Raw genomic sequence first — 24,331 nt, 5'->3', positions numbered from 1 at the left:
AGCGTGCCGAGGATCTTTCTTGCCTCCGTGCGCGAGGATATCGCGTCGGTACTGGCTCGCGACCCAGCAGCAAGGTCGCGAGCCATGGTACTGCTTTGCTATCCGGGGCTGTGGGCAGTCTGGTGCCACCGCATCAGCCATCGCCTCTGGCTTGCGGAGTGGAGGCTCGCCGCACGCGTTCTCTCGCAGATCGCGCGCTTCCATACCGGCGTCGAGATACATCCCGGAGCAAAGCTCGGGCGTCGCCTGCTGATCGACCACGGAATGGGTGTGGTGATTGGCGAGACCGCCATCGTAGGCGACGACGTCACGCTCTACCAGGGTGTAACACTCGGGGGCACCGGCAATGAAACCGGCAAGCGGCACCCGACGTTGCGCGATCGGGTCTTCGTCGGCAATAACGCGAACATCCTGGGCAATATCACGGTCGGCGAAAACTCCCGCGTGGGCGCAGGGTCGGTGGTGCTGCAGGACGTGCCTCCGGACTCGACCGTGGTGGGCGTGCCGGCACACGTTATCTACCAGGACGGCAAGCGGGTGCTGATTACGGATCCGGCGCAGATCAAGGATCCGCTGTCGGGCGTGATCAAGGCTCTGGCCGATGAAGTACAACGGCTTCGCACCCGTGTGGATTGCCTCGACGGGCAGCTGGAGTTGACGACGCGTGAGCTGGATAGCGTGCGCGCCTTTTCCACCGAGGACGAAGAGCGCCAGCAATACCGCAGCGAACTCTCCGGAGGAAGCCCGTACGTCAGCATGGGCGAAGGAATTTAGTTCCCTGCTGCTTCCTCTTCCTTAAGTCACCATCCATGACCCGAGGACGGTCACGGACGGCGCAGCTCAGGCGGTGACGCCTCGCTAATAATCGACGGTCACGGTATGCCCGGTGGATCTCACGCCGTAATGACACTGCGGCGTGTCCTGGGTGTCGAGATAGCCGCTCCAGTCGGGGTGAGGAATGACCTTGAGATTCTCATCGAACAGGTTGACGTAATCGAAGCGCAGGCTGTGGTCGCGCGGGTAGTCCTTGCAGGAATCGATGTAGTAGGCCTCGAGCACGCCGCCAAACGCCCAGTTGAAGCTTTGCCCATTGCTGGGCGTATTTGCGAGGGTCGTGCTCTGCCCGGTGTCGAGGTCGACGGTCAGGACGTTCCAGGTGGCGCAGGTGACCGTGCCCGCCGGGCAGGTGCTGGTGACCGAGCCATAGATATGATCTCCGGGAGAAACGTTCACCAGGCCGCTGTTCGTCGCGACTCCATTGAGACAGCAGTTCCAGCTGTTGATCGTCCACTGGCCGTAGAACCAGCCAAGGACAGGTTGCAGGATGCTCTGAACATCGTTGCTGTCCTCTAGACCTGGAAAGAAGTAAAGTACCTGTTCGTCATTGCGTTCCGGTGGAGGAGGAACTGTCCAGGCGGCCAGGATCGCTCCATATGCGACGGTTGGAGAGTTCGTCAAAACCTCGGCATTCTCGACCCAGCCGTTGACCTCGGGGCTTTGGGCGGTGCGCTGCCCTTGTTCGCCCGGCGAGGAAATGATTTGACCGCTGCGGGAGAAACGGACGTATCCGCAGACGGCGGCATGGCTGGAGGAGGTTCCGTCCGCGTATTGAATCCGGCCGTCGGCAAGGAGCTGCTCACCTTTGGCAAGAGCCTGGACGCATGATGGATGGAAATAGCCAAACGGCGTGATGACGTAGTTATCTGGCACGCTTGCAGGCCGGCGCGGGCCAGCGGATGGCTGTGGCGGGTTCGTTGCCGCAACGGCCCATTGTGGTAGCGAGACCAGTGGCAGTAACGCGGCGCCGGCGAACAAAACGAGGCGCAGACAAACGATACGGAAGGAAGCCATGGGTGCAGTCCTTTCGTTGCTCAAATGTGGGATTTTGTGTAATCGAGCCCGGGGCCGGGCCTTGGGGGTAAGGCGGGATGATTATGCTTCGGGCAAGTTACGCTGTCAACGAAGAATGTTATCGATGTTATTAGCTGCGCTCCATCCGTGATGCGTGTCATGGATGGAGCGCAGTCTGAATTACGGCCGATGCTTCGCTGAAGGAGTAAGTTTGCGCAGGATGAATTCCTGAATGACGCCGTTCGCCATATTCGCTGCGAGGTTGATGCCAAACGTGGATCCGATAAGGCCTGCGCCTCGGTCGCGATCCGGATAGTAAGTCTCAGCCAGCGCGCCGGAGATCAGAAAGCCGCCGATGCTGGAATAATTCGGCTGTAGTTTGCCGTTGTCTCCATGGCAGATGAAGGCGCTGGTAAGTGCATGCTCCAGACGCGATTTGGTCGAGCCTTCTCCCTGGTAGTAATAACGTGGGTCCTGGTGCAGCAGCGAGGGCAGCACTGCGCCGCCGAAGAGAATGTCGGTGAAGCCGTTCGCGTAGTTGGCGCCGTAGCGCTGCCCGTAGCCAGCCCATCCCTGCTGATAGTGCGGTGAACCACTGCCGGCCTGATCGACTGCGGAGATGAAGCCTGCGCCGAGGAAGGTGATGGGATTGAACTCCGTATGCATGGCGATCTGGAACTTGAGCTTTGCCGTGAGCGGCGCGGGGTTCTTTTCGTAAGTCGTGTAGAAGTTAGGGACAAAGCCCAGAACCTTCTGCTGCTCTTCGATGCGAACCTGCTGCGCTGCGATCTCTTCGGTATCAAGGGTCGCCTGTACTGATGTGACAGCTACGGCGATATTCAGCTTGATACCCGTTACTTCGAGATACTGACCGGGCGTCAGCGTAATATCCTTCGAGCTCCATGCAGCGAAGCCTGGGGCAGTGACGGTGATGTGATAGACCACACCCGGATGCAGGCCGCTTCCGGAAAAGAAGCCGTTATCATCGGCTGTCAGCGCGTGGTGCTCGTCTCCCTTGGCATTGTCGACAGTGACGGACGCATTAGGCACCACCTGGCCAGTCACATCGGTTACCGTGCCGACAATCGTCGCTGGCTGGGGTGCCGGCGACAAGGCCAACTCTGCAGAAACGGCCGGCTGCTGCGCGTACGTCGTAGAAGCGCAGGCGCACAGCATTCCCAGGATCAGCGCATGAATAACTGATGAAAAACGCATTCCTATAAAAGACTCCGTAAAAATCTGAACCAGTCAGCTTGAGATCGTTTTGACCTTTAGAGTCTCGGGGATGCAGCTTTGGTGCAGGAATGTGTTGGATCACTGTGAATTTGGGAGCAATATGGATTCGCCGCGCACGTATTCGGCACGATTCCCGCAAGATAGTGCTGCTCGTGTGGCGTGGCTGTTTCTAAATGCGGAGCCGGCAACGCTGTTCGATCTGAAATTTCTCTAATCCTGAAGCCGGAAAGATGGAAGCCAGGATGCTGTTGTCTCGTTGGCAGAACGAAACTATCGCCGAAGGGAGCAGCGTGACAAACATCAGAGATTGGATCAGCCGGAACTCACTCGTGCTGAAGATTATGCTTGTAGTGTTCGCGATTATCGAAGCAGTCGAGGCTTTCCGCCTCTGGTTCAGTGTCTCAGAGTGAGAGCGCAGCTCCATGCGGCTCTATAGAGACCGGACCTGCAGATAGTTGCAGCGCGAAAAAGCCCACCCATGACGAAAACTGTCTGGGTGGGCTTCCCGGGGTTCGTTTAGCGGTGTACGCCGCCACCACCGCCGCCGCCGTGGGCAAATCCGCCGCCCATGCCGCCACCGCCCGGCCTGATTATTGGAGCGTGGCCGTAGCCGCCGTAGTGCCCGCCGTAACCGCCACCGTAGTGTCCACGGCCATAGATATAACCGCCGCCGTAGATGTAATACGGGGAGTAGAAACCGAATCCGAATGGACTCCAGAAGAGACCATCACCTGGCAGCCATGTGTAACCGTACAGCCCGGCATTCCAGAACCATCCCGGATAGAAGCCCGGCGACCCCGCATACGACATCGCGAGATCGAGGTTGGCCTGTCCCAGATATTGCGAACGAAGGCTGCTCCAGTTATAGAGATCGTCGTGAACCTTATTCTTGTCGAAGTCCTGCGGCTTCGCGAGCTCGCCATTCACGGCCAGCTCACGGCTGCCCTTCACGAGAACCGGCTTCTGATTTGGCTGATAGGTATCTCCCGGATAGAACGCAGCCTTTCCATCGAACACGCGAACACTGTTCGTATCTGCATTGAATCCGTAAAGCCCAACCTTCAGAAGCTCAGTCTGCCCTCCGTTCTGGTCGACGAGCAGATCGTTTTGCCGATAGATCTGGTCAACTTCAATCAGGGCCTGACCGTGCAGCAGATCCACTTCTGTATGGGTAAGATCCGGGGCGATCATTTTGACCGAACTGTTGTCCCCCACGCGAAGGAAAACACCCGGAGTCAGCAGAATCTCTGCTTTTCCATTCTGGGTTGTCAGTGTCTGGCCCGGCTGCAACTCGGCCGAACCAACAGAGCGGGAAGAGAGAACGTGCCTGCCAATCGCGGCGGTACCTTCTACGTAATTGAGAGTCCCTGGGCGGGCCTGATTTGTGCTTTGCCCGAAAGCTGACACAGACAGCGTCGCCAGGGCGACCAACAGGTGAACTTGTAGCCTTGGCATGATTTGAACCTCACACTTTTAGATGCATCAGGGTCCAAAAGGACACCATGCGCGGAGACGCTGTCCCGGCGAAAAGCGGCATGCAGCGGCAGGAATGACAATCGGATGACATTGAAAGCACGCCCTGGGCATTCGCCCGATGCCGAAGCTGGCTCCAATGCACGATAGGGAGAAACATCCTTCCCCTCATGCGCCAACGCATCTTCCCTTGACATCTAGGGCAGGCCGAAGCTACGCTCCTTCTTACCCTCGCTGTCTAGGGCAGAATTGACTTATGGCGAAAAACGATCTGCAGGGCGCGCTCGATCTTCTGATCCTCAAGACTCTCTCTCAACTGGATTCCATGCACGGGTACGGCATCCTGATGCATATCCGGCGCGTCAGCGACGAGCTTCTCAACGTGGAGGAGGGCTCTCTCTATCCGGCGCTGCACCGCATGGAACAGAGCGGTTGGGTACGCGCCAACTGGGCCATTACCGACTACGGGCGCAAGGCCAAGTGGTATGCGTTGACGCGCGCCGGCCGGGAGCAGCTCGCCAGCCGTGAAAAGAACTGGGCCCAGGTAGTTAAAGGTGTGGATGCAATTCTGCGTTTTGCTTGAGGTGAACGATGGCACTCTTGCGGAGAATTCTGTCGCTGGGAAGGCGCTCGCAAACAGAGCGTGAGATTGACTCGGAGCTGCTTGAACACATGGCCATGTGTGTCGATGACAACATGGCCCAGGGCATGAGCCGCGAAGAGGCGGAGCGCGATGCGCGCAGGCGCTTCGGTAATCCCACGGTGATGCGCGAGCGTGTCTCGGCGGAAGATGTTGCACTTGGGCTTGCGAGCCTGTGGCACGAGGTGCGAAGCGCGATGCGTATCTTTGTCAGGAACCCGGGCTTTGCCTTCGTCGTCGTCGCAACACTTGCGCTGGGCATCGGCGCGAATACGGCGATCTTCGAGCTTCTCGATGCGGTGTTACTGCAGTCGTTGCCGGTGAAGAAGCCGCAGGAGCTGGCGCAGGTGCGTGTTGTGGACCTGAGCACCGCACGAGGAAATATGTCGAGCGGATATCCCGCGGTCACGAACCTGATCTGGGAGCAGCTGCGCGAAGATCACGAGGGCTTTTCCGGAATCGCCGCGTGGAGGGAAGCTGATTTCTCTCGCGATTCTGGCGGCGACGCCCGTTTTGTGAATGGACTCTACGTAAGCGGCGATTTCTTCAACGTCCTCGGGGTAATGCCTGTTGCCGGCCGGCTCTTCACGCCGCAGGACGATCGCCCCGGCTGCGGATTTCCGGGCGCAGTCATCAGTTACGGCTTCTGGCAGCGGGAGTTCGGCGGCCGCCCGGCGCTGGGCCAGAAGCTGAAACTGAATGACAAATCCGTGGAAGTGATCGGCATCACGCCGCAGAAGTTTTTCGGCGTAGCGGTTGGTGACAACTTCGATGTAGCCGTGCCCGTCTGCTCGCAGCCTTACCTGGAGACGAGAAACGTTCTCAATTCGAGCACCGACTGGTGGATCTCGGTGATCGGCAGGGTTGCTCCCGCATCATCTGTCCAGCAGATCGCAGCGCATCTGAAATCCGCTTCGCCTGCGATCTTTGCTTCTACGCTGCGGCCTGGTTATCCCGCTGAGAGCGTGAAGAATTATTTGAAGATGCAGCTCACTGCTGAGCCTTCGGCGGCGGGCGTCTCCATGCTGCGCCAGACGTATTCCGATCCGTTGCGTTTTCTGCTCGGCATCGCGGGCCTTGTGCTGCTGATTACATGCGCGAATCTCGCCAGCCTGATGCTTGCCCGGACGACGGCGCGGGAGCGTGACATGGCGGTGCGGCTGGCTATCGGTGCGGGGCGCTGGCGGCTGATTCGGCTGGTACTCGGGGAGAGCCTGCTGCTCTCGCTTGCAGGAGCTCTGGCCGGCGCGGCGCTGGCCCGGGCGTTGAGCCGGGCTCTGCTGGCGTACCTCGATATCTCTCTCGACTTCAGACTGGACTGGCGTCTCTTTGCCTTTCTGCTAGGCGTTTCGTTCCTCACCTGCCTGCTCTTCGGGCTGGGAGCGGCGATGCGGGCCTCGCGTACCTCTCCGGGCGCGGCAATGAAGGCGGGCAGCCACAGCATGACGTCGAGCCGTGGGCGGCTGGGCTTTCGTGGCGCACTGGTGGTATCGCAGATGGCGCTCTCGCTGGTGCTGCTCTTCAGCGCATTGCTCTTCACGCAGAGCCTGCGCAACCTGTTGCTGGAGAATCCGGGCTTCGAAGCTAAAAATGTGCTGATTGCCAGGCTGGATCTCAACCGCCTGCACACTCCTGTTGAAGGGCGCGCTATATTTCAGCGCCAGCTGCTCGATCGCGTTCGCGCCATTCCCGGCGTGGAAAGCGCATCCGACACGAACGTTGTACCGCTGGGCGGCAGCGGCTGGAACAACGAGGTATGGGTCGATGGGCGCAACTCCACCCAGCGGATCAACTCCAACTTCAGCGCCGTCAGCCCTGACTACTTTCGAACGCTGCGAGTCTCGATCCTTGCCGGGCGCGACTTCAACGACCATGACAACACCCAGTCTCCCCGCGTGGCTGTGATCAACGAAAGCTTCGCCAGGAAGCTGGGGCTGGGTGCAAATCCTACTGGAGCGCGCTTCTGGCGCCAGGCTACTCCATCAACCCCGGAACAGGATTTCCAGATCGTCGGTCTGGTCAAAGACACGAAGTACCATAGCGTTCGCGGTGCGTTCGAACCAATTGCCTATCTCGCGCTCGCGCAGGACGGCCCGCCCGATACTTCCATGCAGTTGCTGATCCGGTCCCGGTTGCCGATGGAGGGCATGGAGCAGGCGCTGCGTCTCACCTTGAACGGCGTGAGCTCAGAGATCAGCTTCGACTTCAATGGATTGCAGGATCAGATCCAGCAATCGCTGCAGGCCGAGCGGCTGCTGGCTACGCTCTCCGGATTCTTCGGCGTGCTCGCCGTGGTTCTTGCCGTGACCGGCCTGTACGGAGTGATGTCTTACACAGTCGCCGAGCGCTCCAGTGAGATCGGCATTCGCATGGCGCTGGGCGCGCAACGCTCGAGCATTACAGGCATGATCCTGAGGAAAGCCGCGGCGCTCCTGGCTGTTGGATTGGTGCTGGGCGCGGGATTGTCTCTCGCTGTAGCCAGTGCGGCGAGTGCGCTCCTCTTCGGATTGAAGCCACGCGATCCGGCCACGCTTGCCGGAGCTTCCCTGCTGCTGGCAGCGGCCACGGTGGTAGCCAGTCTCGTACCCTCCATGCGCGCGGCGAATGTGAATCCTGTTGAATCGCTTCGTACGGAGTAGGGCGGGTTGGATCTCTCCTCAGCAGAGGGTGCCCCATCCATGACGGCATCATCGTCATGGGTGGGTTCTGCGCCTGCTCAAACGTCCTATCCCACCCATGACCAAAAGACGGTCATGGATGGGGCACCCGGCCCTTTTACAAGTCGGCGCTTTGGCCGGAAGTAACTCTTTCCCACCCAAGCGGAGCTTGGATGGGGCACCCGATATCGTCGCGGGTAAAGACAAGAAGGCCGCACCTTTCGGTGCGGCCTTCTTTTACTTAGCGATCCAGCTTAGGCCTGGCCGCCGCGGTTTCCACCGCCGCCCTGACCTGGGCCGCGTCCGCGGCCGCGACGACGGCGGCGCTGTCCGCCGGGTCCACCGGAACCGCCGGGACGGCGTTCGCCGGTGCCTGCGGGTGCGCCTTCGGCGCGGTTGAAGTTGGGCTCGTCGCCTTCTTCGCCGTCTTCATCGTCGAAGTCGTCTCCGCCTTCGATGGTGATGGTGCTGGCGTTCGATGAGGGCTGACGCTCGGCGCGTTCGCGACGGGGCTGGGGCTGTTCGCCTTCACCCTCTTCGCCGTTGGCGGAGATATCGCCCGCCGCTGCTCCGCCTTCAGGCAGACCAAGCTTCTGGCGCTGTTCCTTGAGCAGGGCCTTGCGGGAGAGCTTGATGCGGTTGCCCTCGACGCCCAGAACCTTGACCAGGACCTGATCGCCTTCGCGCAGTTCGTCCTTCACGTCCTTCACGCGGTGCTCGGCGATCTCGCTCACGTGGAGCAGGCCGTCGGTGCCGGGGAAGATTTCGACGAAGGCGCCGAACTCGGCGATGCGAACCACCTTACCGAGGTAGGTCTTGCCGACTTCCGGCACAGCGGTCAGATCGTTGATCATGGCCAGTGCCTTGGCAAGTCCGTCGGCGTCGCTCGAAGCGACGTTTACGCGGCCGGTATCGTCGACATCGATCTTGACCTGGGTGGCTTCGATGATGCCGCGGATGGTCTTGCCGCCGGGTCCGATGAGCTCGCGGATCTTGTCCGTCGGGATCTGCAGGGTGCGGATCTGCGGTGCGTACTTCGACTTGATCTCACGGGGTCCGCTCAGCGCTTCGTCCATGGTGTCAAGCAGGAAGAGGCGGCCGCGGCGCGCCTGCTCCATGGCTTCACGCATGATCTGGCCGGTGATGCCGGGGATCTTGATGTCCATCTGCAGCGCGGTGATTCCCTTGCGGGTTCCGGCTACCTTGAAGTCCATGTCGCCGTAGTGATCTTCGGCTCCGGCGATGTCGGTCAGGATGGCGTAGTCGTCGCCTTCCTTCACGAGGCCCATGGCAACGCCGGCAACGGCGGCCTTGAGCGGAATGCCTGCATCCATGAGCGCGAGGCTGGCGCCGCAGACCGAGGCCATCGACGACGAACCATTCGACTCAAGAATGTCGGAGACGACGCGCAGAGCGTACGGCGAATCGGCTTCGGCGGGAAGAACGGCAGCGATGGCGCGCTCGGCAAGTGCGCCGTGGCCGACTTCGCGGCGTCCGGTGCCGGTCATGCGGCCCACTTCGCCCACCGAGAACGGCGGGAAGTTGTAGTGCAGCATGAAGCGCTTCTTCTGCTCGCCTTCGAAGGTCTCGATGCGCTGCGAATCGTCGCCAGTGCCGAGGGTGGCGGTGACGAGCGCCTGGGTCTCGCCGCGCGTGAAGAGCGCCGAGCCGTGGGTGCGGGGCAGTACGCCGGTTTCGATGCTGATGGCGCGGATCTGGTCGAAGGCGCGGCGGTCGGGACGGATGCGCTCCTTGGTGACCTGCTCGCGGAAGATGTTTTCGCGGAGCAGTTCGTAATACTTCGAGAGCTTCTTCTTCGCAGTGGCCTGGTCTTCATCGGCCGGGATCTCGGCAGCCAGCTCGTCCTTGATCTGCTTCACCAGCGCGTAGCTGGCGGTCTTCTCGTGCTTGTGCGTGTCGAGGGCATCCTTCAGACGATCGCCGGCCTTGGTCTTCAGCGCTTCGTAATAGGATGAGTCGATCTCGGGAGCGTTTACAACGCGCTTGGTCTTGCCGGAGCGGCTGACGAGATCTTCGATCGCAGCAACGATCTTCTTGATCTCGGTGTGGCCGAACTCGATGGCGTCGACGATGACGCTCTCTTCGACTTCCTGCGCACCGCTCTCGATCATCACGATGCCGTCCTTGGTGGCGACAACGGTGATGTTGATGGTGCTGTCACGGCGCTCGGTGTAGGTGGGATTGATGATGAACTCGCCGTTCACCTGACCCACGCGCACGGCGCCAACCGGACCGTTGAAGGGAATGTCAGAGAGTGCCAGCGCGCAGCTCGCAGCGTTGATGCCGACGATGTCGGGGTCGTTTTCCTTATCGGCCGAAAAGACCAGCGCGATTACCTGGGTCTCATTGCGGAAGGCCTCAGGGAAGAGCGGACGGATGGGGCGGTCGATCTGGCGGCTGGTGAGGATTTCCTTCTCACTGGGGCGGCCTTCACGTTTGATGAAGCCACCGGGGATACGTCCGCCGGCGTAGGCATACTCGCGATAATCGACGGTGAGGGGGAAGAAATCGATGCCTTCCTTTGGATCGGGCGAGGCAACGGCGGTGGCGAGTACAACGGACTCACCCTGGGTGACGAGCGCAGCGCCCGAGGCCTGCTTGGCCATCCGGCCAGTTTCAAAATGCAGCTGCTTGCCACCGGCAAGCTCTACGGTAATGTCCTGCTTCATAGAATCCTCATTTCTGGATGGGAGGTTGCGAATGCTGCGGCAGCAACGCTGCGCGCGGCCATGGGCAGCGCATAGCTGATTTCGACGCCCGGGGCGGCAGAGGCCCGGGTGCAGCGTGCAGAGCAATTCGCAGGTGGGACGGACAGGGGGCGGAAAGCCGGCTGAAGCCGGTCTGCGCCGATGCGGCGGGCGATTTGTCGCCTCACCGCGCGGAGACCCCGGGAAATGCAAAAGCGAATGCGTGGAGCGACCCGGGTGGGTCGAGCTTCACACATGAGAAAGACGGGAGGGACATTCGCCCAACCCGCGTCTTCCAATCCTGGTTCAATGTCCTTCGCGTCTGCTTAGGGGACAAGGGACTCGCCGAGGCTACTTGCGTATGCCGAGCTTGCCGATGACTTCGCGATAGCGGTCGGAGTCGTTGGTTTTCAGGTAGTCGAGCAGGCGACGGCGCTTGCTAACAAGCATCAGAAGGCCGCGGCGGGATCCATGATCCTTTGCGTGGGTCTTGAAGTGCTCGGTCAGCTCGCCAATGCGCTCGCTGAGGATCGCGATCTGAACCTCAGGGCTCCCTGTATCGGAGTCATGGGTGCGGAAACGCGTGATGATATCGGTTTTCTTTTCGGGTGCCAGCACGGTGTGTGCGTTACTCCTGTTTCCTTGTTCTCTACACTTCCTAAATGTCTGCACCAAGAATAACATGGGCGGATTTTGCCAGCAACGGAAACGGCCTCACCTTGCACCTGTTGAGAACGCACGTAATGACGCTAAGCCTTTTCTTTTGAGCCGCTGCGAAGCGACCACCCTGCACTCGATTTCTGGAACTACCGGGAATCATCCCGCGTATTCCGTCAGCAAGGCGGCTGGATGCGCGCCGATTCTTACACGCAGGAATAGAACGTATGCGGAAACCGCACTTGAAAATGGTACTCGCCATAGTCAGCTTCGTCCTCGCCGGCGCACACGCCCGCGCCGAGGATTCGCACCATTGCACCGACAACAATGCTCCCTGGACCTATCATGCGCAACCGGGCGACATCTCCTCGTCAACGCGGTTTGAGGTGCAACGTACGTTGTCCGGCCTTCACTCTCTGCGGGTGAGCGTATGCGAGGGCGAGCTACGCCTGGCTCCGTCGGCGGGCGACAGGCTGCATATCGAAGTGAACTCGCCCGGCGCAGAGAAGCCGCTCGGCTCGTACGTCCAGACGCTCAACGTCGACAAGGGCGAGGCTGTAATCACGCTGCAGTTTCCGAAAGACGCCCACGCCACCGTCACGCTCTACCTGCCAAGGGCAGAGCCATCGGCGGAGAACGAAATCAACCTGGGCGCCGGTACCCTACGCTGCAAAGCGCACGCCCTGCGCGGGAATCGCGAGCTGAACCTGGGCGCTGGATCTATCTACGCCGAGCTTGACGGCGACCACGACTACGCCACGCTCGACACCAGCATCGGAGTGGGACACCTGAGCGACGACCGCCCAAAGGGAAACGGCGCATTCGGCATCATCTCCAAAAACATGACCGGAAGCGGCGACGGCGATCTCAAGATCAACGTAGGTGCAGGAAGCGTTCATCTCACCCCGGATCGGGATGAGCGCTAGTCGTTGCAGCCCCTTCAAGCGAGCTTGGGTGGAAGGACTAATTCAACGACAGCCGAATAGTGCCTTCCACTTTTGCTGTTCATCCTCCGGATGGATGAGCAATATTTCCGAACGCGCCAAAACTATTCGTCTTGAAGACGATCCATTTCACGAACGTCCGTATCAGGACAGCAACTTTGCCTGGGCTTTTGACCACGACCTTTCGCGGACTCCACGGCTGCGCGAACGCCTGAGTTGTAATCTCTATACCTTTTGTCTGCCAGGAAAGTAGAATCCCGACCAGATCGTATCGAAAGACCCTATTCGTCTGAACCAGCACCACGCGGCGAATACCAGCCCGCTGCAAATCCTCGGCCTCCGGCAGATCCGTTTCCCAAACAACGGAGCGATTATCGAACATGCCGGCGCCTGGAAACAAAGGCCCTCTACTTCGATTCGCATCGATAAGAAATGCTGGTGGTGCAGAAGCCGGTAAATGCATTTCCTCCAAACTGGCCGAATAGCCCTCGATAGTCCACACTATGCGCGCAACATCGACGATCGGATTTGAAAAGCCACCGTCCCCCGCAACTTTGATCTCTGGTGCGAAGGGACTTGCATTGAACAGCGCAATCGGCCTGTAGCCGAACCTTGCGAACTGTAGTCCTGCGATAACAGCTTGCGGCCCCGGGAGTTCAACCAGGACAGCAGTATCACCTTGGCTCAATGCCGACCAGTCTGGGATAGGTAGTTCGCTTTGTGACGACAAAGTTTCCGGCAGGAAAGAGAATAAAGCTGGCTTTGTCCACCTACCCCACTGTGACTCTTCCGGTGCCCAGATCATCCAAGCCTGTTCGCGATCCAACCGTCCTCCTCAAAATCCGACAAAAACAACGGGGCCTCCAGCGCATATCCATCCGTGACCTGTCTCCGCGACAGCCTGACGTAAGCACCCGCTGCGCAGCCATTAATGACATAAACCCCTACGCACGGTTTCACCAACCCGCCCTTTGAACAAAGTTCTGACGTATCGAATCGACGTTGGGCGACCCAGCGACGAGGCTGACGCACCGCGTTGCCGAGCAGATTTGACCACTCGTAAGCCGTCTTGGAAGCACCGAGGTGAACATCGTCTCCCGTGTTGGAGTACGCAGCCTTCAGAACCCAGTCCTCTCGTGTCATCCCCACAATATTGGCCGGCTCGCAGGTTTCCGGCAGAAGATCTCGAAATGCCGATGCTCGTTCTGACACATAAGGCCAGCAAAGCGGGAGACGTTTGCTTTCGGAGATGGCAGAAACAACGGGATTCAAGACCAGTGTGTCATTTCCGCCATGAAACATCCCCTTCCACCCGGTCCACACCGGCAACTGGGTAAGCCACTCCACTTGGTAAAACCGGACAAGGATATCAATGGCTGTCGCAGGCGATTTACGTAGCACTGCGCGTCCGCGGTTCCACTTCAAAGCGAAGGGACTTTGAATGAGGTAGGTCTGAAAGCCGCGGCGCCCTAGTTCCTTCGCCTGCGAGCGTACGACCTGCTCGTCCTCCATGAATCCGGGCGCATACAGCAGCGCAACTACTTTGCCCATCGCTACCGATTCGACAGCATCTGCCCAAATTACGAGAGGATCCGGCGGCGCGACTAGTCCACTTGAATGTTGGCCATACAGGCTTGTTAAAGTTGAGGCTTCCCCATACCCTCCCGGTACGTCACTGTTAACTTCCGAGAGCATCCAGCCTTTGGCCGTAGGGTGGAAATCGAAGCGGAATGCTCGGACGACGGGGCGAGCTTCCTGCGATTTCCCCTGCAACAATCGCCTTAGATTTACTGGAATGCCAAGCAACTCCTGGAGGTCGTTGCGGCCAACAATTTCCTGTTCCAAGGCAAGCAGCTCACGACTAGCACTTTCCGCCTGTCTGCATAGCCACCGCCATTCCCGGTTATGCATCAGCACCGGTTCTGGCGAGAGAACAGAAACATTTCCCACGCGTGTATCCCATTTTGCGTGACGAAGGTTCAACTCTCGTTCCACCGCCCGCAGGACGGTTGGAGGTAGCGGCGCACCTAAAGTTAGGCCACATGGAAACGCATCCAGCGAGTCCGTTTGAGATTGCATTGTCTCTACGCCCATCGCTTCGCAGAACATCTCCGTGACTAGAGTACGGGAAAAGCATCTCAGTTCAATTGGCCGCTACCCCCATAAACTTCCCTCCCGGGGGAATCACAAAGCGCGAGTAGTAAGACACACTCTGGCTCTTACGGATGATCGCTGTAGTGGGGTGTGCGTTGTTGTCCAGTGAGCTGTGGAGCAGTCGCCTTGGTATCAGACACGCACCGATTTCTGGCGCATGTCGATTCGCATACTTAAATGACGATTACCTCTTGCGATTTGCGCGCCGCTTTGAATACATTGGAAAGATAACGGTTGCCAAATCCCCAATTGGATATCGCGTTTTGAATTTTTCCTGGCAGAGAATTACCGAATCGGCTCCGCTCGCTCCCCTTTTTCGGCGAGTCAATACCCGCCTGCTGAAAGGCGTATTCCTGGGAGCCACGGCTCTGACCGCTCTTTTCATCGCGAATGATGCGGGCGCGCGTGTTCTGAAGGTTCATAAGCATGGCCGCTTCCGGACTCTGGCTCACCGATTCCTAGCCATTCCTCTTCCCGAAGCGGGAATACCTCCCTTGAGCCAGGAATATGTTCCCACCGACGGAACACGTTACGAACTGCGGCTCACACGGTCGAACGACGATCAGAGCATCGATGTGGTGTATCGCATCGGCGACGTCTATATTCCGCAGGCCCTGGATTCGCTAAACGCCTTCCTGCGCGACAGCCACAACGGTACGGTGGCAAGCTACGATCCCCGTACGTTCGATGTACTGCACACCATCCTCGCCGAAGTGAATCACTCGGGAGATGCCGTCAACATCCTCTCCGGTTTCCGCAGCCAGGAAACGAATGACATGCTGCGCGCGGAGGGTGGCACCAATGCGGCGCTGCATTCGCAGCACATCGTGGCGAAAGCGCTGGACATTCGCGTGCCCGGCGTCTCGGCGAGCAACCTGCGCGACGCGGCGTTGTCGCTTCATGCCGGCGGCGTCGGCTACTACCCGGCTAGCCAGTTCGTCCACATCGATGTGGGACCGGTTCGCCAATGGGCCTATGCTCCCAGGGCTATTCATCGGCGTGGAATGCGCCGACACAGCCGCACATGGAATAAACGCGCCACTTAATTCATCGCAGCACACATGAAACGCACAAATGCCCGGGTATCCCGGGCATTTGTGCGTTTCGGATTCACCCGGCACTTGCCGGGTGCGGCACGAACAGGATAGACATAGAGAGATTTCTTTAGAAAGACCTGGAGCCCGTGATGAGAAACCGCCTGAGACAAACGATTTGTCTCTCTGCTTTGCTTGCTGCCGCACCTCTGTCCGTGTTTGCGGCTGCGACCCCGGACTTCGGCCCGAACGTAGCGATCTTCGACCCGAAGATGCCGCAGGCAGCGATGCAGGCGAAGATCAATGCCGCTTATGCCGTGCAGCAGCATAACGAGTTCGGTCCGCAGCGGAATGCATTTGTGTTTCTGCCGGGCGACTACAAGCTCGACGTTCCAGTTGGTTTCTACACCGAGGTGATTGGCGCGGGTGCGACTCCGGATGCGGTGCATATCTCAGGCAATGTGCATGCGGATGCGAGCGAGCCGAATAACAACGCCACCACAACCTTCTGGCGTGCGATCGAGGGCATTGCGGTCTCGCCTTCGAGCGGAACGATGCAGTGGGCGGTGTCGCAGGCAGTTCCCTTTCGCCGCATGCATGTGAAGGGCAACCTGGTGCTGCATCAGAATCATGGCTGGGCGAGCGGCGGATGGATGTCCGACTCACTGACCGACGGCAATGTCGATTCCGGCACGCAACAGCAGTGGATCTCGCGCAACAGCGAGTGGCACAGCTGGACCGGCTCGAACTGGAATATGGTCTTCGTCGGTGTTCCGCAGCAACCGCAGGGCGAGTGGCCGCAGCCTCCCTATACAAAGATCGACAAGACTCCGGTCGTTCGTGAGAAACCGTTCCTTGAAATGGACAGGGCCGGGGCATGGAGCGTGCGCGTGCCTTCGATGCAGCACGAAAGCGCGGGGATTTCATGGCATAACGGCGCAACTCCAGGCCACTCCATTCCTCTGAGCCATTTCTACATCGCGAAGGCAGGACACGATTCGGCTGCAACGATCAATGCTGCGCTGGCCAAGGGCAAAGACCTGCTGCTGACTCCGGGCATTTACGAACTCGACGAACCGATTGAAGTGAAGCGGCCTGACGCAGTAGTGATGGGTCTTGGATTCGCGACCCTCAAGCCGATGAAGGGCAAGGCTGCGATGACGACCGCGGACGTGGACGGCATCATCGTTGCAGGCATTCTCTTCGATGGCGGTCCTACCAAGTCACCGTATCTGTTACAGATTGGCCCGCAGAAGAGTAAGGCTGTTCATACGAAGAATCCCATCTCTCTGCACGATGTGTTCTTTCGCGTAGGTGGCGCGGGGATTGGCCGCGTAACCGAAAATCTCGAGATCAACAGCCGCGACACCATCGTCGATCACACCTGGATCTGGCGTGCGGATCATGGCAAGGGCGTGGGCTGGATCAGCAACGTCAGCGACAATGGTTTGGTCGTGAACGCAGACTACGTAACGATTTATGGTCTCTTCGTTGAGCATCACCAGGGCTTCCAGGTGCTTTGGAACGGCAATCACGGGCGCACATATTTCTATCAGTCGGAGATTCCCTACGATCCGCCTGCGCAGTACATGTTTACCAGCGGCGGCAATGCGGATGGGTGGGCTTCTTACAAGGTCGATGACAAGGTGACTAGCCACGAGGCGTGGGGACTGGGTATCTATAGCGTCTTCACACATCCGAACGTAAAGCTGGGGCATGCGATTGAAGTTCCGCAGAAGCCGGAGGTGAAGTTTCATCACATGATCACTGTGGCGCTTGGCAATCACGGCGAGATCAGCAACGTGATCAACAACACCGGCGGAGCCACGAAGATGAATCCGCGTGTGACGCCGAAGGTCACGGATTATCCGGCGAAGTAAGTGTTGCTGATTTTGTCATCCCAAACGCAGTGAGGGATGACAATTCCTGGAAGAGCGGGCGCAGGCTACCCACATGCCTTAGCTGCCCGCCTGCTCCTGGACCATCTCCGTGGGCGGGTGCTTGCTCTTGTCGGGAAGAATGCCCAGTTCAATATAGATGGGCCGCATGTCATGGCGAATCGCTTTAAGCCGCGTGGTGAACCATGCACCGCCGAGCACACAGGCCGATCCGGTAAGGATCACCGTGTGCGGCGCACCGATCCAATGAGCGAGCGAACCGGCCAGCAGGCTTCCCCATGGCGCCATGCCGACAAAGGCCGCCGTGTAATAGCTCATCACACGGCCTCGCTTGTCTTCGGGAACGAGTGTCTGGATGATGGTGTTGCTGATGGTCAGACCCTGCATCATGCCGAAGCCGACAATCATCATCAACAGTACCGATAGCACAAACTGATGCGAAAGGCCGAAGAGGATCAGTCCTGTACCGAAGGTTACGGCTGCGATCGGAATCATCTTGAGCAAGCCGCGAACGGATTTACGCAAGACCAGCGACAGGCCCGAAACGAGCGCTCCCACTCCTGCACCGCCCATGAGGAAGCCCAGAGTATGCGGGCCGCCATGCAGTACCTGCGCGGCAAACACAGGCATAAGCACGACGTAAGGCATCCCCATAAGGCTGACCAGTGCGAAGAGCAGAAGGATGCTGCGGATCGGCACGAAGGTGGAAACATACGACCAGCCTTCACGAAGCTGCGCCACCATCTTCGGTTGCACGCCAGTACGCGGCGCAGCAGGCTTTACGCGCATCAACAGCAGCGACACGACGACCGCGATATAGCTAATGCCATCGATGAGGAAACACCAGCCTTCATTCGTGGCCGCGATCACCACGCCGGCGATCGACGGTCCGATAAGCCGGGCGAAGTTGACCATCGACGAATTGATGGCGATGGCATTCGAGAGGTCCGCACGGTCTTCCACCATCTGCGAGATAAACGATTGCCTAGCCGGCATGTCGAAGGCGTTGATAGCACCCTGAAGGACGCTCAGCGCGAAGACCTCGTGAATGGTGATGGCGTGCGCAAGCGTCAGCGCGGCCATTGCAAGCGACTGCACCATGGATAGCACCTGCGTCCATATCAGCACGCGGTGCCGGTTCATGCGGTCGATGAGCACGCCAGCGAAAGGCGCCATCAAGAATGTGGGAAGCTGGCCGAAGAAGCTGACCGTGCCGAGCAGAAGTGCCGAGTGGGTCAGGCGATAGACTAGCCACGCGGTTGCAATGCGCGTCATCCAGGTGCCGATGAGCGAGATGCCCTGTCCGCCAAAGTAGAGCTGGAAGTTCCGATGACGCAAGGCGCGCCACGCGTGCGAGAAGTCGCGCGATTTTGAAACCTGGGGTTCTGTCGCCATCGATGTCTTTTTTAGATGCAGAGGAAACGCATGCGGCTCAAAAGAGCTCCGCCTGTGCTCGCTTAAGCGCAAATCCGGAGTTGCAGCTTCCGTGATACCCAGCTAGATTGGTTGCGGGATCTGGAGCTATTGATGAAAACATCCGTACCGATGGAATCCGCCTCCGCCCTGATCGACGCCAAGATCAGTGAGCTGGCGGACTGGCGCGGGAAGACACTCGCGAAGGTACGCGAGATCGTGCTGAAGGCTGCGCCCGGGATTATTGAAGAGTGGAAGTGGCGAGGAACTCCGGTGTGGTCGTGCGGCGGTATCATTTGCACCGGTGAAACCTATAAGAGCGTCGTAAAGATGACATTTGCCAAAGGGGCTTCGCTCGAGGACCCGTACCACTTGTTCAACTCCAGCCTCGAAGGAAACGTGCGCCGAGCCATAGACATTCGCGAAGACGATGGCATCGACGAAACGGCACTGACCGACCTGATCCGCGCCGCTGTCGCCTTCAATCTCGAAGGCAAAAAGAAGCCGAGCCGCCTGAAGGCAAAGAAAACAATCCTGCAATAACTCTTCCGCAATACTTAGTAAGAGTGAGTAACTCCTGCTCGCTTGACACCTTACTGTCGCAACAAATAGGTTCTTTGGCTGGCTGGTGGAAACGGTACCACGCCACCGCTTTTGCAGATGTTATTTCTTCGAAGCATCATGTTTCGGAGAACCCACTCCCCTCTTTGCAAAGGATGAGCCATGTCCCTGTCTCGCAGAAAATTCCTCGCCCTCAGCGGTGTCGCCGCCGGGGCGCACTCGCTCAATATCTCGACATTCGCCCAGGCTGCCGGAGGCCGTTCCAATCAGGCGACCTTCTACTGGCCGAGCAATCGTGCCTTGCCTGTCTTTCCTGAGGCCTATCATCTCGACTCCGCCGATATCACGGCACTCGATGCCGATCATCAAGGCGTGCTGGTCTCGCTCCAGGGCATCGTGAATCGTACTCGTCCGCGACTGTATCTTTACTGGGGCACAGATCCAACCAACGCTGAGTGGCTGAAGAGCGTCGACGTGCCATCGACCACCGCATCCGATCCATGGTCGCTGGTGGACCGCTACCGTTCAGAGATCAATGGCGCCATCGTGTATGACCCCAACGTGCCGGACACGATCAACCTGGCTACGACGCTGGCAGGCATGCATGGTGCGGTGATCGCAACAGCGGATCTCGCGAAGAGCCTGCAGCTGCGCGTGATCGAGGATCTTACCGGACGCTTTACAGACAAATTCTCGGTCTACAACTACGCCCTGGCAAACGTATGGCCGAGGACGACGAAGAGGCTGATGGCGGCCATCGGACCTTCGAACACGCAGGCTGTCGCCAACGTGCAGTGGACCACGTTGCTGAAGGTCTCCGCGCCGATCACCGATGGATCGAATAAGCAGGCTTACCCGATGGATCTTTCTGCCTTCGCGAGCGATGCCGCGGTTTACGTGAAGTTCCAGGATGCCTACACCAGCGATGGATGGGGGCCTTCGGTTTCTCAGGTCACTTTGACAGCAGATGGCGCGACGATAGCGTCGTTCCAGCCCGGAAGCCCGGGAGAAGCACCGTTCTTATTTGACGCGGACAGTTCCCAGGTTGCTTCCGGAGGCTGGCGTTTCGCCGACGGGACGAACTACTTCATCTACAAATTCACTCCACCTGCAGGCACCAGGCAGCTTACGCTGACGGCCACCATGTGGAATGAATATTTTGTAACTGCAACGGCTACACAACCAAGTATCCAGGTGGTGAATCCGCTCTTTCGCGACTACATCGTGGCGACGAGCGCTCCGGTTTTCTGGCTCGATCCGGACGTGGCGGAGGAAGCTGCGCTGTTTGCCAAAATCCTCGCAACCTTCGATCCGGACGCGCCATATCTCGGATGGTTTCCAAATGGCGACGAGATGCCGGGTGTCACGCTGTGCGGCCAGCACTCGTCACCGGTGGTTGCCGCGGATGTGTTTTACAACGGCTCGGCTTTCAGCGGCATTCGAGCGCCGATCCGCCCGTATCAACCGCCTGCGAAAACGCCACAGCTCAAGAACAAGATCTACATCTCGTTCACGATGGTGGAGGGCGACAACATTCAATACGATCAGCACCGCATGCGGCAGATGTGGGACGATCCGGCTCGCGGGCAGGTGCCGCTCGGCTGGAGCGTGAGCGTGCTGCTAATGGATATTGCTCCAGCGATGCTCAGTTATTTTCAACAAACACAAACAGAGAACGATCTTCTTGTCGCTGGCCCATCGGGTGCGGGATATACCTATCCTGACGTATGGCCCTCGTCCACGCTGCCGGGCTTCATGAAGCGCAGTGGCGCATACATGCAGCAGACTGGCATGCACTCTCTCTTTGTCTACAATCGCAACGGCAGCACTGACGTGGCGCTGTCGGCGGAACTCGTGCAGCTCTATAAACAGAACGCTCCAGGGCTGCAGGGGATCGTGTACAACTTCGAAACCACCAGCCAGACATCGATAATTGCCGGCGTGCCGGTCTCGACGCTGCTCGGGGTGAACGATCTTGCGAGTGGCGTTACGGAGCTTGCAGCGATAGCGGCAGCGTGGAACGGCACCTCGCCGCTCTTCATCGCGGCGGGATTGGAGTCGTGGAACATGATGCCTGCCGATGCCGTTTCGCTGGCGAACCAGATGGGCTCGGACTTTGAGCTCGTCCGTCCGGATGTGTTCTTCAACCTTGTACGGATGGCCAACGCAAAGTCATAGCCGTTGCTCCTATACCTCGCGTCCTGCATTCGGGGCGCGAGGTGTAGCGGTGAGCTTCTCCAGCTTCGATGACGTCGTCTGGAGAGAGTCCGATAAACACATATTCACAATAATTTTTCGCCTGCGGGGCCCCCAGCTCCCGACCGATCGGTTCCCCATTCGTCCAGGTAAAGAGCGATTGACCCGTGCGGACGGGTGAGCGCATTCTTTCGTCCAGACGGGGACGCTGACCGAAAGATAGTGCTAATGTCAGCAACTTATTCCACTGTTGGTGTCTCTGTTTATTGTTCACAGCGTGTTCGTTTGGCCAGGGCACATGGAGAACAAATAGATTGCCGGTTGTTCCTCGAATCCCACGCGAGAGAGCATGACGCAGGGGCACGACGGATCTTCGGCGGAGGTGAACGAAATGAATCTTCTGCGAAGGTTACGAAGCATTATTCTCGTAGTACTTTTAGGAGCGCTTCCTGGCGCTTCCTACGCACAGTTCTCGATCGGAATCTCGATCAATATCGAACCACCACCACTACCGGTGTACGAGCAGCCGATCTGCCCCGCACCGAATTACATCTGGACCCCTGGCTACTGGGCCTATGACGGCGACGGCGGCTACTTCTGGGTGCCCGGAACCTGGGTTCTCGCGCCGCAACCGGGACTGCTCTGGACACCTGGCTACTGGGGCTGGGGTGACGGCGGTCTCTACGCGTGGCACCCAGGCTACTGGGGGCCGCAGGTTGGCTTTTATGGCGGAGTGAACTACGGCTTTGGCTACACCGGTGTCGGCTTCGGCGGCGGCGAGTGGCGGGGCGGCGTCTTCGCCTACAACACGGCGGTGACGCGTGTGAATACGACCATCATCCACAACACCTACATCAACAACACGTACATCAACAACACCACCGTGATCAATCGCACCAGCTTCAACGGTGGTCCGCGTGGAATTGCTGCCCGGCCTACGCCGCAGCAGCAGAGCTATGCAAACCAACGTCATGTGCAACCCACGGCAGCCCAGGTGCAGCATGTGAACTTCGCCCGCCAGGATCGTGCAAACTACGCTTCGATCAACCACGGCGCGCCTGCGCACGTTGCACTGGCGAGACCGGCCACATCCACCGCAGACTTTGCTCGCGCAGTACCTGCACGCGGGGCAAAAGCGGCGCCGTTCGAGCGTGTGACGCCGGGTTCGCTGCCAAAACCAGCAGCGCCGGCCCACGCAGCGCCAGCTGGGCGTCCTGGCGCAACGCAACCGCAACGTCCTGCCCAGGCGGCGCGGCCTGCTACCCCGGCGGAGCGACCGGCTCCTACCAACAACAGGCCGGCAACGCAGACCAGGCCTTCACCTGCCGTGCGTCCGAATGAACCGGCAGCGCGCCCGGCGCAACCTGCCGGCAGGCCTGCACCTCAGCAGCGTCCAGCTACCGAGCCACGTCCGGCAGCGCGTCCCACGGAACCCGCAGCCAGGCCCGCACCCAGACCTGCTCCAAGGCCAGCGGTTCAGCCTCATCCAACGGCAAGGCCGGCTCCTCACCCGCAACCGAAAGAGGAGCCACGACCCGAACAGGAGAAGCGGCCCCAGTAGGGCTCCACTTCCTCAACCGAAAAGGCCTGGGCTATGCCCAGGCCTTTTCTCTCTACACCGATACTATCGTCCGAACGGAAATCCGGGCAGACACGGTTCCGGCCTCTTCTTTGGAAAGTTTTCTTCGATCACTTTGTACAGCGAGTGCGGACCGGTCACGTCCTGCGAAAGCTCCCAGATCATGATGCCACCGTACTTCTTGCCCAGTTCCGTCTGCCGGGCCATGCTCGCCTGTCCGACGTAGTAGAGCGTGGTGCCGTCATCGAGGCTTCCGCCGGAGACCATGTCGCGATCCCACGCATCGGGATATGCCGCGAGTACCGTGCTATAGGTTTCCTCGATGTTGCCATCTCCGCTCTGAGCAAAGAAGGGTACGCCGAGGGTCATCTTGTCCTTGGGAACCTTCTTGGTATCGGAGTAGTAGGTGAGTGCAGTTACGGCATCGTCGTAGTTCGAGTAGTTCATGATGTTGATGAAGTCGAACATGTGCAGCGCCTTGTCCGGCATGGCGTCCTGCAGATATTCGGCAACCGCCGCCGTCACGATCTTTCCTTCCGGATGGAAGGTCTCGACCAGGGTCTTGGTGAATTCTTCGTACGGCTGGCCCATGTTGCTGGGGTCTTCAATGTCGAGGTCGACTCCGTCGACGTTGTGTTGACGCATCCATTTGTCGAGCGAATGAACGAGTTGCTTCGAAAGGCCTGCGTTGTAGAACTGCAGGATCTGCTGGTCTCCTCCGCCGCCGCCAATCGATGCCACAACCTTCGTCCCCGCCTTGTGCGCGGCATCGACAAGCGTCTTGATGTCGGCGTCGGTCTGGCCGAGCGAGAAGGTCATGTCGCTGCTGGCGGTGCAGGTGCCATCACAAAAGGGCGGGTTCACGAAGGCAAGATACAGGTGGGTCATCTTCGAAAAATCGAGGGTCTTGGCGAAGTCTGCGTAGCTGCCGTCGTAGTCGGGCAGGTAACCGACCAGTTTGGGGGCAGGTTTTGGGGGCTGCGGGTTCCATCCCTGGGCAAGAGCGGTGCCGGTAATGCTGAGAAGTGCGGCGACTGCGAGACCGGCAAAAGACGAGGCTTTACAGAGTGCGAGCAAAGGTGGACCTCCAAAGGGGGTATTGGGACGACAGGACTGCCCTTTTTCGCCGGTTCCTCAGCAGGAGTTCTCATGGGCAAACGAAAAAGCACCGCTCGCGGCGGTGCAGCATGTATAGGTGTGGCAGCCGCCTTTGTCAACTTCTTTTATAAAGAAGATCCGGTAAACGCAGCTGGGGATGAAAAGAAAGGCAATCGATTTTCTAGTGGGGCCTGGGGATAGGCCAAAATAACACAGGCACGGCCGGCGGCCG

19 protein-coding genes are annotated in these 24,331 nt (G+C 59.1%); 10 read left to right on the top strand and 9 right to left on the bottom strand.

What is annotated here, in order from left to right:
* Positions 1-3: 3 nt before the first annotated feature.
* Positions 4-774, top strand: a complete 771-nt coding sequence (gene cysE / locus LJD29_RS15690) for a serine O-acetyltransferase (protein WP_446742493.1) — start codon at positions 4-6, stop codon at positions 772-774.
* Between the two features lie 84 nt (positions 775-858).
* Here cysE and LJD29_RS15685 read toward each other — a convergent pair whose 3' ends face one another.
* From LJD29_RS15685 to LJD29_RS15675, 3 genes are all read right to left on the bottom strand, one after another.
* Positions 859-1,851 carry a hypothetical protein gene (locus LJD29_RS15685; protein ID WP_446742492.1) on the bottom strand — a complete coding sequence of 331 codons (993 nt, stop codon included), beginning with the start codon at positions 1,849-1,851 and terminating at the stop codon, positions 859-861.
* 180 nt (positions 1,852-2,031) lie between these two features.
* Positions 2,032-3,066, bottom strand: a complete 1,035-nt coding sequence (locus tag LJD29_RS15680; RefSeq protein WP_446742491.1) for a carboxypeptidase-like regulatory domain-containing protein — start codon at positions 3,064-3,066, stop codon at positions 2,032-2,034.
* A 537-nt stretch (positions 3,067-3,603) separates the two neighbouring features.
* On the bottom strand, positions 3,604-4,542 hold the full coding sequence (locus LJD29_RS15675; protein ID WP_446742490.1) for a FecR family protein: 939 nt from the start codon (positions 4,540-4,542) through the stop codon (positions 3,604-3,606).
* 274 nt (positions 4,543-4,816) lie between these two features.
* Here LJD29_RS15675 and LJD29_RS15670 point away from each other — a divergent pair, with 274 nt between their 5' ends.
* Both LJD29_RS15670 and LJD29_RS15665 read left to right on the top strand, forming a co-directional pair.
* Positions 4,817-5,143, top strand: coding sequence for a PadR family transcriptional regulator (locus tag LJD29_RS15670; protein WP_446742489.1), 327 nt, complete (start codon positions 4,817-4,819; stop codon positions 5,141-5,143).
* 8 nt (positions 5,144-5,151) lie between these two features.
* Positions 5,152-7,839, top strand: coding sequence for an ABC transporter permease (locus LJD29_RS15665; RefSeq protein WP_446742488.1), 2,688 nt, complete (start codon positions 5,152-5,154; stop codon positions 7,837-7,839).
* Between the two features lie 272 nt (positions 7,840-8,111).
* Here LJD29_RS15665 and pnp read toward each other — a convergent pair whose 3' ends face one another.
* Positions 8,112-10,547, bottom strand: a complete 2,436-nt coding sequence (pnp, locus tag LJD29_RS15660; protein WP_446742487.1) for a polyribonucleotide nucleotidyltransferase — start codon at positions 10,545-10,547, stop codon at positions 8,112-8,114.
* A gap of 369 nt (positions 10,548-10,916) precedes the next feature.
* A complete protein-coding gene (gene rpsO, locus LJD29_RS15655) occupies positions 10,917-11,183 on the bottom strand; it encodes a 30S ribosomal protein S15 (RefSeq protein ID WP_446742486.1) in 267 nt (88 codons plus the stop codon).
* Positions 11,184-11,464: 281 nt separating this feature from the next.
* Between rpsO and LJD29_RS15650 the strand changes: the two genes are divergently transcribed.
* Positions 11,465-12,148, top strand: coding sequence for a hypothetical protein (locus LJD29_RS15650; protein ID WP_446742485.1), 684 nt, complete (start codon positions 11,465-11,467; stop codon positions 12,146-12,148).
* 79 nt (positions 12,149-12,227) lie between these two features.
* Here the strand turns inward: LJD29_RS15650 and LJD29_RS15645 are convergent, their stop codons facing one another.
* Both LJD29_RS15645 and LJD29_RS15640 read right to left on the bottom strand, forming a co-directional pair.
* Positions 12,228-12,992, bottom strand: a complete 765-nt coding sequence (locus tag LJD29_RS15645; RefSeq protein WP_446742484.1) for a hypothetical protein — start codon at positions 12,990-12,992, stop codon at positions 12,228-12,230.
* Positions 12,968-14,116, bottom strand: coding sequence for a glutathionylspermidine synthase family protein (locus LJD29_RS15640; protein WP_446742483.1), 1,149 nt, complete (start codon positions 14,114-14,116; stop codon positions 12,968-12,970). Before LJD29_RS15640 ends, LJD29_RS15645 begins: the two co-directional genes overlap by 25 nt.
* Before the next feature lie 467 nt (positions 14,117-14,583).
* Between LJD29_RS15640 and LJD29_RS15635 the strand changes: the two genes are divergently transcribed.
* Together LJD29_RS15635 and LJD29_RS15630 are read left to right on the top strand one after the other, a co-directional pair.
* Complete coding sequence (locus LJD29_RS15635) at positions 14,584-15,366, top strand: YcbK family protein (RefSeq protein ID WP_446742482.1); 783 nt, start codon at positions 14,584-14,586, stop codon at positions 15,364-15,366.
* A 140-nt stretch (positions 15,367-15,506) separates the two neighbouring features.
* The gene (locus LJD29_RS15630) at positions 15,507-17,234 is read left to right on the top strand and encodes a pectate lyase-like domain-containing protein (protein ID WP_446742481.1); all 1,728 of its coding nucleotides are present in this window, start codon (positions 15,507-15,509) and stop codon (positions 17,232-17,234) included.
* Positions 17,235-17,312: 78 nt separating this feature from the next.
* On the opposite strand, the gene LJD29_RS15625 is transcribed toward LJD29_RS15630, so the two are convergent.
* Entirely contained in the window at positions 17,313-18,647 is a 1,335-nt protein-coding gene (locus LJD29_RS15625; RefSeq protein ID WP_446742480.1) for an MFS transporter, read from the bottom strand.
* A gap of 132 nt (positions 18,648-18,779) precedes the next feature.
* Here LJD29_RS15625 and LJD29_RS15620 point away from each other — a divergent pair, with 132 nt between their 5' ends.
* The 3 genes from LJD29_RS15620 to LJD29_RS15610 all read left to right on the top strand — a co-directional run bounded on the left by LJD29_RS15620 (position 18,780) and on the right by LJD29_RS15610 (position 22,983).
* Entirely contained in the window at positions 18,780-19,208 is a 429-nt protein-coding gene (locus LJD29_RS15620; protein ID WP_446742479.1) for a DUF1801 domain-containing protein, read from the top strand.
* 180 nt (positions 19,209-19,388) lie between these two features.
* Positions 19,389-21,404, top strand: a complete 2,016-nt coding sequence (locus tag LJD29_RS15615) for a GxGYxYP domain-containing protein (RefSeq protein ID WP_446742478.1) — start codon at positions 19,389-19,391, stop codon at positions 21,402-21,404.
* 409 nt (positions 21,405-21,813) lie between these two features.
* Positions 21,814-22,983 carry a YXWGXW repeat-containing protein gene (locus LJD29_RS15610; protein WP_446742477.1) on the top strand — a complete coding sequence of 390 codons (1,170 nt, stop codon included), beginning with the start codon at positions 21,814-21,816 and terminating at the stop codon, positions 22,981-22,983.
* 63 nt (positions 22,984-23,046) lie between these two features.
* Here the strand turns inward: LJD29_RS15610 and LJD29_RS15605 are convergent, their stop codons facing one another.
* Complete coding sequence (locus LJD29_RS15605; RefSeq protein WP_446742476.1) at positions 23,047-24,078, bottom strand: glycosyl hydrolase family 18 protein; 1,032 nt, start codon at positions 24,076-24,078, stop codon at positions 23,047-23,049.
* A gap of 72 nt (positions 24,079-24,150) precedes the next feature.
* Between LJD29_RS15605 and LJD29_RS15600 the strand changes: the two genes are divergently transcribed.
* Complete coding sequence (locus LJD29_RS15600) at positions 24,151-24,300, top strand: hypothetical protein (RefSeq protein WP_446742475.1); 150 nt, start codon at positions 24,151-24,153, stop codon at positions 24,298-24,300.
* Positions 24,301-24,331: the final 31 nt, after the last annotated feature.

The sequence above is a fragment of the Silvibacterium acidisoli genome (assembly GCA_022870745.1).
GTDB lineage: Bacteria > Acidobacteriota > Terriglobia > Terriglobales > Acidobacteriaceae > Silvibacterium.
The sequence above is the reverse complement of the archived record's forward strand: the minus strand, read 5'-3'. Positions and strand labels throughout refer to the sequence as shown.